This is a genomic window from Streptomyces sp. NPDC048297, assembly GCF_043201585.1.
Lineage (GTDB): Bacteria > Actinomycetota > Actinomycetes > Streptomycetales > Streptomycetaceae > Streptomyces.
On record NZ_JBICZA010000010.1, the window covers coordinates 103,224 to 115,553 of the forward strand.

Consider the following 12,330-nt stretch of genomic DNA (forward strand, 5'->3'; position numbering starts at 1 on the left):
AGTGCTTCACAGCTCCTTCGCCAGCTTGTGGATGAAGTCGCGCGAGCGCTCGGGGTCGAGCGACGCGGCCTCCACTTTATGAAAGAGCGTTCGAAACGCTCCCAGCTGTGCTTCGGAGTCGATGAAGGCGCTGTCGGGCGAGGAGGTCGAGAAGGTCGGCAAGTATCTGGCGGGGGCGGGCTGCTCTAGAGGCCGGCGGGGGTGCGGGGAGTGCCCTTCAGCGCTTCGATGAACGGGGCGAAGGCCGCGGGCGGGAAGGTGAGGATGGCTCGGGCGGGGATTTTGGAGTCGCGGACGGCTATGTGGGCGGACGAGGTCGCGATCTCCACGCAGTTGTTGCCGTCGCCGCCGCCCGAGTAGGACGATTTCCGCCAGTTGTCGTGGATGGTCACGGTGGATCTCACAGCTCCTTGGCCACTGTGTGGATGAAGTCACGCGAGCGAGTGGGGTCGAGTGATACGGCTTCTACCCTACGGAAGAGCGTTCGAAAGACGTCGAGTTGCGCCTCGGAGTCGATGAAGCCGGTGCCGTGAGGTGCGTCGCGAACGGCCGTGTCCAGCTTGGGCACCGCACCGCCCGCGAGCATCACGGGGCTCCACGCCCCGCCGAAACCGTCCAGGTCGAAGGGGATCACACGCACGGTGATGTGGTCGGCGTCGGAGAGTTCCAGGACGCGGAAGAGCTGGGCCCGCGCATCGGCTCGGTCGCTGAGTCTGATGCGCAGGGCCGCCTCATGGATGACCGCCTCATAGGGAGCGGGATCGCGCCCCGCGAGGATCGCCTTGCGCCGCATGCGATGCTCGACGCGCAGTTCGAGTTCTTCCTCCGGAAGCTGGGGAATCCTGGAGGAGAATGCGGCGCGGGCGTACTCAGGCGTCTGAAGCAGGCCGGGAACGAACAGGAACTCGACGTCGCGCCGGTACGTGGCGTGATGCTCCAGCTCGGCGAGGTCCAGGAACGGTGTGGGCAGTCGTTGCCGGTACTCCTCCCACCAACCCCGCGTCCGGTCGACCGCCATGGCCACCAGGGCATCGATCAACTCGTCGTCCGAACATGAGTAGTTGGCGGCGAGAAGGCGCAGCCGCTTCTCGCTCACACCGGTGAGGCCGGTCTCGATCTGACTGATCTGCGCCGAACCCACTCCGAGCATGGCCGCCGCCTCACGGGCTGGCAGACCCGCAGCGTCACGGAGCCTGCGCAGTTCGACCGCCAACCGCATCTGACGTGCCGTCGGCTCACCCCTCAGCGCCATGCCCTTCTCCTCCCAACACGCCTGCGCAGGCGACTCGTTCGGGGGCCAGATTACGCGACCAACTTGCAAAACCTAAAAATCTAGGTCTACCGTCAGTGACGTCACCAACACGCAGCGGAAGGCACCGCGTATGCGGCGATGCCACCGTGCCCGAACCCCCCTCACACCAACGGAGTTGCTGACGCATGCCCGAGAACGAGACCTGGGACTACACCCTCTACATCCCCAACGACCTCAGAGCCGTCACGGTATGCCGCCGCACCCTGCGCCTGATCCTGACGCTGCACGGCCTGATCGGACTGGTCGACACGGCGGAACTCCTGGCGACAGAACTGGTCTCCAACGCCGTACGCCACACCAAGGGACCGGCCGCGCTGAGAGTGCGCCGCTCCCCGGAGGGGGCGATCTGGATCGGCGCCTGGGACACGGACCCCGAACCACCGCCTCCACCGGGGCCGCTGGAGTCGGTGGGTGACCTGGAGGAGGAGGGGCGGGGCCTCGCACTGGTCCGGGCGTGCGCGGAGGTGTGGGGCTGGCAGCCGTCGGCCCGGTTCGGGAAGCGGGGAAAGTTCGTGTGGTGCGAACTTGACGCCGCGTAGCTCGTTGATCACGTCGTACGGAAAGGAGAGCTGATGGTCGGCTCGTCGCACGAGGCACTGCACCGCATCTTCCAGAAGGATCCCGAGCTGCTGACCAAGGCGTTACAGCGCGTGCTGGACGTGCCGTTTCCCAGGCCCAGGGAGATCGCCGCGCTGAACGTGGACCTCACGGAGGTCGAACCGGTCGAACGGCGCGTGGACACACTGCTGCGGGCGGAGACGGACGAGGGGACGTATCTCCTCGTGGTCGAGTCCCAGGGCAAGGTGGACGAGCGGAAGCGGGGCAGCTGGCCCTACTACCTCTCGTTCCTCTACGAGAAGTACCGCTGCGAACCGGTGCTCATCGTCATCACGCAGAGCAGGTCCACGGCGAAGTGGGCGTCGCGTCCGATCCAGCTGGGCTTTCCCGGCTGGTACTCCCTCACCGTACGTCCGCTCGTGCTGGGCCCGGACAACGTGCCGGTGATCACCGACGAGCGGCAGGCGGTGCAGGACCCGTCCCTCGCGGTGCTCTCGGCCATGACACACGGACGGGGCCCCCAGGCCGCCGCCATACTGGAATCCCTGGTGGCTGCCCTGCGGACCATCGACACCGACAGCGCCGCGGCCTTCGCGCAGTTCGTCGACTCGTGCCTGACCGACCCTCAGGCGAAGCAGATCTGGAGGGACCTGATGACAGCGACCCAGTACTTCTGGCGACACCAGCTGGCCGAACAGGTGCGAGAAGAAGGACGCTCGGAAGGCCTGGAGCAGGGCCTTGAGCAAGGACTTGAGGAGGGGCTGGAGCAAGGACGCCAGAAGCTCCGGGAACTGGTCTTCCTCATTCTCGGGTCACGCGGCGTCCCCGTGACAGACGCTGTCCGCGACCGTGTGAGCGCTTGCCCGGACCTGGATCAACTTGAGACGTGGGCGCAGCGGGCGGTGCACGTGACCGACGCTGCGGAACTATTCGTCCAGAGGTGAGCAGAGCAACATCCCGCGCCTGCCCCAACCGCAGGCGCGGCGGTGTACAGAGCTGCACCTCTGTCCATCAAAAGTCCTCCGGCGTCCACTACTGCCAGTCCGAGGAATCCGCCCCGAGCCGAGCAGTGATATGGCTTGCCCCACGGCGAGAGCGTGCGGGGCTACCTGGAGGGCAACCGGTCGGCGTTTCTCGAAGCGGCCCGAGAAGTAATGGAGCAGCCCACCGCCGGCCTGATGATCACTCCGTCTGCAGCTCGCACCACACGAACTTTCCCCGTGAGGTACCAGGACCACGTCAGCGAAGGCTGGATTCTCGAGGCCTTGCGCCTCACGCAGGATCCGACTCGGCAGCAGTAGCCAGTTCCTCCTTGTCCTGTCGAGCACCCATTCGACTTGAGTGGGAAGTTCCCTAACAATATTTTCAATGAGTTCCGCGACACCCTGCCGAGGGGAATTGTAGCGCCACCCCATGTAAGGCACCTGATGATAACCGTGCACGGGATTGTATTCCACGGGCAATTTAAACCAGGCGAGCTCACCGAATCGACCGATGGTGCGCATTACCTGCAAATTCCGCGCCCACATGACATCAATTCCCCCGAATAGACTACGGAGTCGGCGTTTGAACATGAGCCGTCACGGCTTGGGGTGAAATCCCGGCATGCGGCTTACTTCGACGGAGATGTTGAGTAGCGCCTCACTTCAGATAGCCGATCACATCTCGGGCCGAGTACGCGCCTGCACCCGACCCAGACGGAGGCACCGGACCACCCCAGCGTTCCAAATAATCCGGATCCATTTCCTGAAAGAATCCGACGAACTTCACTGCAACCGAGCTGCCTGAATGGACCAGCTCAATTTCGGCACGATCATTCATGGGGCATCAGAAGCCAGGTAGACGCGGGCGCTCGCGAGTCGCATCGATGATGCCAGAAAATGGATTCCCGAGCCCGTGCGACCCAGGGCAACCTTGATTTTCTTACCAGGTGCTGCCGAGATATCGACCTCCCGAGCTTCCTGCGGACCCCAGCCGTGGACCTGGAACTCTGTCACGTCGGAAAATAGCAGGTGGAACTCGAACCTGTTGTAGGTTTTTTCACGCCATTCCGCACGAGGGCGTGAGGGTAGCTCCCTGGTGTCGAACCCAAGGGTCACCGATCCGTCCCGTTCATCGGCGTGAACGTAGAAAAGTTCACATTCATTGACGGTCGGCGGCTCGCTTTCGTAAAGGTCGCCCAGAAGTTCAGACGCGCTCACAGTAGGCCTTCTCCCATGTCTCGGGCAGAGTAGCGTGCCGACGAGCATCAATCCTGCTCACAAAGGAGCGCGGGCCTCCATCGGACCCGTCCACGTGCAGCTTGTAGGCGCTTACATGACCCACGAGCACCGAGTCACTGCATTCAAACCGAATATCCATCCCGTCACCATGGATCCGGACATGTAGACGCCTCTCTCTTTCAGGGGCTACTTCCATCCGGCAGACACTCGGAGGATTCCAATCTTCAACTGCGAGGTTTTTGACAGCCAAGAATTGCAGATGACACTGAACCGTATCAAACCTTGCCGCCTCCCAATCTTCCGGGGCAGACTCGGGGAATCCCGAAAGGTCGAACCGAAGAATCACCGTGGGCCCACGCCAATTGATATTGATCGAGCGAACCCTGAGAGCATCTCCCATTTCTGGCATATGGCCGTAGATCATTCCGAGCACATCTGGGTTTTGCAGAAATTCGTCAACGGTCATATTAATAGTGTTCCTCACAGCCGGGAATCTGGCCGTTACGAGTGTCCTCGAACGGTCGCACATGAACATGGTGCGCGGACCTCGTGCAAAACCGTCTGCTCCGCAATGTCCGACAGTTCTGACCTGGGCGAATGCATCCCGCCCGCGCCCTTCGCCCCCGCCGGTCCCCTCGACTCCGCGCCGCTCACAGCGCTTTCCCCCTCGCCGGAAGCGCCTTGTCATCATCGGCTGATTTCGCTTGATGAACGACCTTGAATGCTCACATCCGCGGCCCGACACGGACAACATCCCTCGGACCAACAAATGGACAAAGGCCGGTCAAGGGCAGCCCGGCCCGGCTAGGGCACCCGCACCCGCCGGAACTCGACGGTCTCGTACGGTCCCGTCGTGCCCGTCTCGTACAGGATGCCGATCCGGTCGTGGTCGAGTTGGGTCAGGTCGGAGTAGCCGGCCGGGTGGTCGGAGAGGGTGTGCGGTTCGGTGAAGGTGTGGCCGGCGTCCGTGCTGGACCACAGGGCCATGGAGCGGCGGGCGGTGGGGACGGACGGGGCGGAGAAGAGGAGGGGGGTCCGGGGGCCGTGGAGCTGGAGGACGCTGCCCTGGACCACCGGGACGGCGTTCAGGCTCGGCTGGATGGTGTAGGGGTGGGTCAGGGTGGCGGCGCCGTCGCGGGAGTAGGCGTCCAGGCGGTTGCCGGGGGCCGTTCCCTTCTCGTCGCGGGCGCTGAAGTACAGGCGGCCGTCGGGGAGTTGGGTGGCGCTCGATTCGTTGGCGTTGGTCACGCCGTCGTAGGTCTCGTCCACGAAGCCGAGGTGCCAGGTGCGGCCGCCGTCGTCGCTGTAGAGGGCGTGACCACCGTAGTAGCGGGGCTCCCGGCCCGTGTCGGACGAGCCCGTGGGCGGGGTCGCGGAGTGGTTCGCGGGGACGACGAGGCGTCCCGCGTGCGGGCCCCGGGTGAGGGCCACCGCGTGGCCGGGGCCGGTCGCGTACCAGCGCCAGCCGCGCCGTTTCACCTGCTCCGTGATGTCGCGCGGCGGCGAGAAGTGGCGGCCGTCGTCCGTGCTGTGCTGCACGAACACCCGGCGGCCCTGCTCCGGGGTGACCTCGCCGCGCATGATCTGCGCCTCCGTCACCGACCCGCTGTTGGAGCAGGTGAGCAGGACGATCGTGCCGGTGCGCGGGTCGACGACCGGCGCCGGGTTGCCCCGGGTGTCGCCCCGCCCGGCGGCCACGACCGTGAGCGGGCCCCAGGTGCAGCCGCCGTCGGTGGAGCGGCGTACGACGACGTCGATGTCGCCGGTGTCGCCCGCGCCGTCGTGCCGGCCCTCGGCGAAGGCGAGGACGGTGCCGTGTCCGGTGACGACGGTCGCGGGGATGCGGTAGGTGTCGTAGCCGCCCTGTCCTGAGGTGTAGGGCACGGAGGAGACACAGCCGGGGCCGGCAGCGGGGGTAGCGGTGGCGTGGGCCGGGTGGGTGGCGGCGAGCGGGCTGAGGAGCACGGTGGCGGCGAGGAGCGCGCGGCGCAGCGAGGTCACGTCCACCATGTTCCCCGTATGCGCGGGAGCCGACGCGGACATTTCCCCGGAAACACCAGTCCGCCTCGTACTCCCCGGACCCGTCGGACTCGTCGGACTCGTCGGACTCCCCGGACTCGTCGGACTCCCCGGACTCCCCGGACCCGTCGGACTCGTCGGACTCGTCGGACTCCCCGGACTCGTCGGACTCGTCGGACTCGTCGGACTCGTCGGTCCCGGCTCACCCACCGCCCGGACCCGCCGGTCCCGGCTCACCGGCTCTTCGGACCCGCCGATCCCGGGTCACCCACCGCCCGGACCCGCCGGTCCCGGCTCACCGGCTCTTCGGACCCGCCGATCCCGGGGTCACCCACCGCCCGAACCCATCAGTCCCGGCTCACCCCCGGACCCGTCGGGTCCGGCTCCCCCCGGCACCACCAGCCCCGACTCGTACCCCACGATGACCAGTTGGGCCCGGTCCCGTGCTCCCAGCTTTCCCATGATGCGGCTGACGTGGGTCTTCGCGGTGAGGGGGCTGAGTCCCAGTGCCTCGGCTATCTCGGTATTGTTCAGGCCCCGGGCGACCAGTGTGAGCACTTCGCGTTCGCGGTCGGAGAGGCACTCGGGGCCGCCGGTGGGCGGTGGTGCGGAGGGGCTGCGCAGGAAGCGTTCGATCAGGCGGGCCGTCGGTCCCGGGGAGAGCAGCGCCTCGCCGGCGGCGACCGTGCGGATCGCGTCGAGGAGGTCGGCGGGGCGGGTGTCCTTGACCAGGAACCCGGAGGCGCCGGCGCGCAGCGCGTCCACGATGTTCTCGTCGGTGTCGTAGGTGGTGAGGACCAGCACCCGCACCCCGGCCAGGTCTTCGTCGGCGGCGATCAGACGGGTGGCCTCGATGCCGTCGAGGTCGGGCATGCGGATGTCCATCAGCACCAGGTCGGCCCGCCCGGCCCGGACCAGTTGGACCGCCTCGCGGCCGGTCGCGGCCTGTCCGACGACCTCCATGTCCGGCGCGGACTCGACCAGCATGGCGAACGCGGCCCTGACGAGGGTCTGGTCGTCGGCGAGCAGGACACGAATGGCGCTCGTCCCGCCCGTCCGGCTCGTCCGGCTCATCCGGCTCGTCCGGCTCGTCCGGCTCGTCCGGCTCGCTTGGTTCATCCCGCTCATTCGGCTGGTCCGGTCCCCTCCGCGCTGGTCCTCGTCGGCAGTACGGCCCTCACCTCGAAGCCGCCGCCCGTGCGCGGTCCGGCGTCGAGGGTGCCGCCCACGCTGCGGGCCCGCTCCCCCATGCCGACCAGTCCGAAGCCGGGCGTGCCGCCGGGGGTGGGGCCGGTCCCGTCGTCGGCCACCGTCAGGTGCAGGGCGCCGTCCCGCTCGTACAGGCCGATGGTGACGGCCGGTTCGGGGCCGGCGTGCCGTACCGCGTTGGTCAGCGCCTCCTGCACGATGCGGTACGCGGCGGCGCCCACGGCGGGCGATGCCGTACGCACCTGTACGGTCTGCTCGACGCGGGCGCCCGCGAGGCGCGCGGCGGCCACCAGGTCGGGCAGGCCGTCGAGACCGGGCAGGGGGCCACGGGCGTCCGGGGAGCCGTGCTCCCGCAGCACCTCCAGGGTGGCGCGCAGTTCACCGCGCGCGCTGCGGCAGGTCTCCGCGATGTCGTCCAGCGCCCTGGCGACCGTCTCCCGGTCGAGCCGCTCGGGGGCGGCGGCCAGGACGTGGGCGGCGACCGAGGTCTGGACGCCGATCAGGGTGATGCTGTGGGCGAGGAGGTCGTGCAGGTCGCGCGCGATGCGCAGCCGCTCCTCGGCGACCCGGCGGCGCGCCTCCTCCTCGCGGGTGCGTTCGGCGCGTTCGGCGCGTTCGACGATCGCGGCGACGTGCCCGCGGTGGTAGCGGATGGCGACGCCGAGGAGGAGCACGGCGACGACCCAGCCGGAGGCGCGCAGGATCTGGGCGGCGTGGTGGGTGTTCACCGTCGTCATCACGCCCACGATGACGGCGAGGACGGTGACGCCGGTCAGGACGGTGCGCAGGGGGCGGCTGGTGACGGCGATCGTGTAGAGGGCGGTCATCCCGGCCGGGACCGTCGCGGCATGGTTGTTGTCGAGGGCGTTGTACGTCGCGACGAGGGACACGGTGGCGGCGAGCACCAGCAGGGGGCGCCGGCGCCGCCACACGAGCGGTACGTGCGCGGCGAGCAGCAGCGTCCAGCCGAGCGTGTCGGGGCGGCGGCCCGGGTCGGTGAACAGGGCGAGGCACACGGCCGGCACGACGAGGGCGAGGGCGAGCAGGGCGTCGTTGCGGGTGGCGTGCGGGGCGGTGCGGGGGTCGCGGTTGATCGCCGCGAGGATCCGCTCGGAGGGGCGGGGCCGGCCCGCCGCCGGGGCGCGGCCCACCGGCGCAAGGGCCCACGGGGACCGGCGGCGGCCTGTCGGTGTCGTGGTTTCCTGCGTCGTGGTTCCCTGCGGCGTCTTTTCCTGCGGCGTGGATTTCTGCGTCGTGGTTCCCTGCGTCGTCGATTCCTGCGCCGTCGTTTCCTGCACGGGGTTCATCTTCCGGTAGGCGGGCGCCCCCGCCCAGGGTGGGGGCGCCCGGTGGTTCAGCCCACAGGCTGTCGCACGGTGGTTCAGCCCACGGGCTGCGGTGCCCGCTCGGCGTCCACCGCGTCCGGGGTCCGGAACAGCGGACCCGGCCACCACACCTTCCGGCCGAGCGCCACGCTCGCGCTGGTCACCAGGTAGGTGCGGACGAGGAAGGTGTCCAGGAGCACGCCGACCGCGATGACGAAGCCCAGCTCGACCAGTTGCACGAGGCCCATGTTGGTCAGCACCGCGAAGGTGGCGGCGAGGACGAGTCCGGCGGAGGCGATGACCCCGCCGGTGGTGCGCAGCGCGGTCAGTGCCGCGGCCGACGGTTCGGCACCGTGCAGCGACTCCTCCCGCATCCGGTGCATCAGGAAGATGCCGTAGTCGACGCCGAGGGCGACCAGGAACACGAAGGAGAGCAGGCCGAGGCCGGGGTCGGTGCCGTGGAAGCCGAACAGCGGCCCGAAGACCAGCCCGCCGACGCCGAGGGCGGCTCCCCACACGGCGACGACGGCGACCACCAGCAGCAGCGGGGCGACCAGGGAGCGCAGCAGGGCGATCAGGATGAGGAGCACGGAGAGCAGGACGATCGGTACGACGACCGTCCGGTCGCGGGCGTTGGTGTCCACGAGGTCGAGCTGCTGGGCGCTGGCCCCGCCGACGCGGGAGCCGTCGAGCCGGTTCCGGAGCGCCTTGATGGTGGCGGTCTCGGCGGCGGACTGGGGCGGGGCGGACGCGGTCACCGTGATCTCGGTCCAACCTGCGCCGGTACGGCCCTCTCGCGCGTCCGCCACTCCCCGCGTGCCCCGGATCGTGGCCAGGGTGGCGTCGGCGCGGCCGGCCGGGGTGAGGACCTCGATGGGCTGCGCGGACCGCTCCGGGTAGGCCTTCGCGAGGGTCTGCATGGCGGTGACGGACTCGGGCCGGTCGACGAAGGCGTCCAGTTGCTTGGCCGGTCCGGGCAGGTTCAGGACGCCCAGGGCCAGCGCGCCGAGCAGGGCGGCGCCGCAGGCGAGGACGGTCAGCGGGCGGCGTCCGGCCGAGGAGCCCATCGCCGCGAACAGGGAGCGGCGGGCCTTGGGTTCGGAGCCGTAGGCGGGGACGAGCGGCCAGAACAGGCGGCGGCCCAGCAGGACGAGAACGGTGGGCAGCAGGGTCAGCATCGCGGCCAGCGCGCACAGCACGCCGACCGTGCCGAGCGGGCCCATGCCCCGGCTGGAGTTGAGGTCGGCGGCGAGCAGGCACAGCAGTCCGGCGGCGACCGTGCCGGAGGAGGCGAGGACGGCGGGTCCGCAGCCGCGCAGTGCGGCGCGCATGGCGTCGTACGGCAGCTCGTGGCGTCGTAGTTCCTCGCGGTAGCGGGAGACGAGGAGCAGGGCGTAGTCGGTGCCGGCGCCGAAGACGAGGATCGTCATGATGCCGACGCTCGCGCCGGTGACGGCGGTGTCGAAGGCCTGGTTGAGGGCGTAAGCGGCGGCCTGGGCGAGGAAGTCGGCGACACCGGCGACGACGAGCGGCACGAGCCACAGCAGTGGGCTGCGGTAGATGAGGATCAGCAGGAGTGCGACGACGGCGACGGTGGTGTAGAGCAGGGGGCCGCCGAGGGACTGGTAGACGCCGGCGGCGTCGGTGGCGAGGGGGGCCGGGCCGCCGACGTCGACGGAGAGGCCGCCGGTGTCGTGGGCGATGCCCCGGACGTCGTCGACGAAGGCGTCGCGCTTCTTCTCGTCGGTGCCCGGTTCGTTGCTGGTGACCGGGTACATGAGGGTGGTGCCGTCGGCGGACGGGACGCCCTGCGGGGGGCGGCCGGTCAGGGTGTGCCGGTCGGCGACGGCGGCGACCTGCGCGCGGGCCGTGGCCCGGTCGGCGGCGGTGAGGCCGCCCGCGCGGTGGTAGACGAGGACCAGTTCGGTGCTCTCGCCGCCCGGCAGGCGGTCCTGGAGCCGGGCCACCTGGGTGGAGTCGGCGGACGCCGGCAGGTAGTCGGTGGCCCGGTTGTGCTGGACGTCGGTGAGCCGGGCGGCGAACGGCGCCGCCACGGCGAGCAGGACCACCCACAGTCCCAGTACCAGCCAGGGCAGGCCTCGTCGCCCGCCCCTCCCTCGTATTGTCGCGGCCCCCATGAAACCGGCCCTCCCTCCGGAACGTACGTCTGCTGTCGCCCTCCAGACTCCCGCCGCGCGCTGCCGGATTCCTCGGGCCGGGGAGCGAGTTCGGCGCTACTGCCCGGGGTGACGGAACGGCGCGGCTACTCCCCGGGGAGTACGGACGCGGAGCGTTTCACGGGGGCGGCGTGTTCTGTGGGGGCCCGGAGTTTTCCGCGGAGGGTCGGAAGGAGACCCGGCGGGGTGGGCAGGGGGCTCCTTCCTCGCGGGGTGGAGGTGGGGGTGCGCGGGGGGCAAGAGGAGGTACGCGGGGTGGGCAGGAGGAGGTACGAGGACGGCCCGCAGCGGGATCGGGAGACAGCCCGGATGGGGAGCTGGCAGCAGCCCGGAAGGGGGGTGGACGGCGGCCCGGAAGGGGCGCAGGCGACAACCCGGAACGGCGGTGAACGGCAGCCCGAAACGGCGGCGGACGGCGGCCCGGAACGAGGGCGGGCAACAGCGCCGAAGGGGCACAGGCGACAGCCCGCAAGGGGTCCGAACGGCAATCAGGACAGGGTGCGGGCGACAGCCCGGAACGGCATGGGAGGCGCCCCGCAACGGGATCGGGAGACAGCCGCAAGGGGAGCTGGCAGCAACCCGCCAGAGGTCCGGGCGACAGCCCGCAATGGGGGTCCGGGCGACAGCCCGGAACGGGAGCGGGGAACAGCCCGCAGGGGGCCGGGCGACAGCCCGCAAAGGAGGTCCGGGCGACAGCCCGGGACAGGCGCGGGGGACAGCCCGCAGGAGCCCAGGCGACAGCCTGGACCAGGCACGCGCGGCAGCCCGGAAGAGGGCCGGGGTGACACCCCGGAAGGGCCTGGGGCAGGTCAGGACGGGGTGCGGGCGGAGGTCAGGAGGCGGTGGACTTCTTCGGTGCACATGGTGAGAGCCGTGCCGATCGTGGTGAGGGCGTCGCGTTCGGCGGGGGTGTAGGGGCCGTCGGCGAGGGCGATGCGGGCGGCCTTGAGGAGGAGGGACTCGCGGCCGGCGAGGGCGAGGTGCGGGGCGAGCGGGTCGAGGGCCTCGTGCAGCTCTATGGTCAGGCTCGCGCCGCTCGGCCCGCCGAGGACGCGGCCGGTGTCGGCGGCGAGGGCGTCGACCAGGCCGGCGAGCTGGTCCTCGGTGCAGTCGTCGAAGCCGGCGGAGCGGACCGTGGCGGCGGCCGTCTCCAGGGCCGTACGGGAGCCGGTGCCGCCGGCGCAGAGCACGGCGAGGGCGACGGTGTGCACGGCGTCGCGGAGCATCGCGGAGAAGCGGCGGGTGGTGGGGTGGTCGAGGATGTCGGTGCCGTAGTGGTGCCGGCAGGCGGCGCACTCGACGACCGGGCCGGTCGCCCCGCGCGGCAGCACGGGCACCCCGAGGAGGGTGAGCCGGCGGCGCCCGGTCAGCCGCTGGTAGTTGCGGTCGCCTCCGCAGCCGGGGCAGAAGAACTCGCCGTCGCCGACGGGCGTCCACGCGGTGCGGGTGCCCAGTATGCGCGCAGCCCTGGCGGCGCGGCCGTCTCGTCCCCTTACTGGCAGCACGTC

The 12,330-nt window shown here is 69.9% G+C and carries 12 protein-coding genes; 2 read left to right on the top strand and 10 right to left on the bottom strand.

Annotated elements, in window-relative coordinates:
- Positions 1–6: 6 nt before the first annotated feature.
- From ACGFYV_RS13530 to ACGFYV_RS13540, 3 genes are read right to left on the bottom strand one after another with little or no spacing between them, the layout of a single operon-like run.
- The gene (locus tag ACGFYV_RS13530) at positions 7–162 is read right to left on the bottom strand and encodes a hypothetical protein (protein WP_393878521.1); all 156 of its coding nucleotides are present in this window, start codon (positions 160–162) and stop codon (positions 7–9) included.
- A 23-nt stretch (positions 163–185) separates the two neighbouring features.
- Complete coding sequence (locus ACGFYV_RS13535) at positions 186–392, bottom strand: DUF397 domain-containing protein (RefSeq protein ID WP_393878522.1); 207 nt, start codon at positions 390–392, stop codon at positions 186–188.
- Positions 393–400: 8 nt separating this feature from the next.
- A complete protein-coding gene (locus ACGFYV_RS13540; protein ID WP_393878523.1) occupies positions 401–1,252 on the bottom strand; it encodes a helix-turn-helix transcriptional regulator in 852 nt (283 codons plus the stop codon).
- 185 nt (positions 1,253–1,437) lie between these two features.
- Between ACGFYV_RS13540 and ACGFYV_RS13545 the strand changes: the two genes are divergently transcribed.
- Both ACGFYV_RS13545 and ACGFYV_RS13550 read left to right on the top strand, forming a co-directional pair.
- Positions 1,438–1,851, top strand: a complete 414-nt coding sequence (locus ACGFYV_RS13545; protein WP_393878524.1) for an ATP-binding protein — start codon at positions 1,438–1,440, stop codon at positions 1,849–1,851.
- A gap of 33 nt (positions 1,852–1,884) precedes the next feature.
- A complete protein-coding gene (locus ACGFYV_RS13550) occupies positions 1,885–2,814 on the top strand; it encodes a hypothetical protein (protein WP_393878525.1) in 930 nt (309 codons plus the stop codon).
- 873 nt (positions 2,815–3,687) lie between these two features.
- Here the strand turns inward: ACGFYV_RS13550 and ACGFYV_RS13555 are convergent.
- The 7 genes from ACGFYV_RS13555 to ACGFYV_RS13585 form a co-directional block, all read right to left on the bottom strand.
- Positions 3,688–4,071 carry an Imm50 family immunity protein gene (locus ACGFYV_RS13555; protein ID WP_393878526.1) on the bottom strand — a complete coding sequence of 128 codons (384 nt, stop codon included), beginning with the start codon at positions 4,069–4,071 and terminating at the stop codon, positions 3,688–3,690.
- A complete protein-coding gene (locus ACGFYV_RS13560; RefSeq protein ID WP_393878527.1) occupies positions 4,058–4,558 on the bottom strand; it encodes an Imm50 family immunity protein in 501 nt (166 codons plus the stop codon). Before ACGFYV_RS13560 ends, ACGFYV_RS13555 begins: the two co-directional genes overlap by 14 nt.
- Before the next feature lie 338 nt (positions 4,559–4,896).
- Positions 4,897–6,102 (bottom strand): exo-alpha-sialidase, encoded by a 1,206-nt coding sequence (locus ACGFYV_RS13565; protein WP_393878528.1) that lies wholly within the window; start codon positions 6,100–6,102, stop codon positions 4,897–4,899.
- Positions 6,103–6,438: 336 nt separating this feature from the next.
- A complete protein-coding gene (locus ACGFYV_RS13570; RefSeq protein WP_393878529.1) occupies positions 6,439–7,185 on the bottom strand; it encodes a response regulator in 747 nt (248 codons plus the stop codon).
- A 50-nt stretch (positions 7,186–7,235) separates the two neighbouring features.
- Positions 7,236–8,471, bottom strand: a complete 1,236-nt coding sequence (locus ACGFYV_RS13575) for a histidine kinase (RefSeq protein ID WP_393878530.1) — start codon at positions 8,469–8,471, stop codon at positions 7,236–7,238.
- Between the two features lie 230 nt (positions 8,472–8,701).
- Positions 8,702–10,783: an MMPL family transporter gene (locus ACGFYV_RS13580; RefSeq protein WP_393878531.1), complete on the bottom strand. Its 2,082-nt coding sequence runs from the start codon at positions 10,781–10,783 to the stop codon at positions 8,702–8,704.
- Between the two features lie 848 nt (positions 10,784–11,631).
- Positions 11,632–12,327, bottom strand: coding sequence for a TerB family tellurite resistance protein (locus ACGFYV_RS13585; RefSeq protein WP_393878532.1), 696 nt, complete (start codon positions 12,325–12,327; stop codon positions 11,632–11,634).
- Positions 12,328–12,330 lie beyond the last annotated feature (3 nt).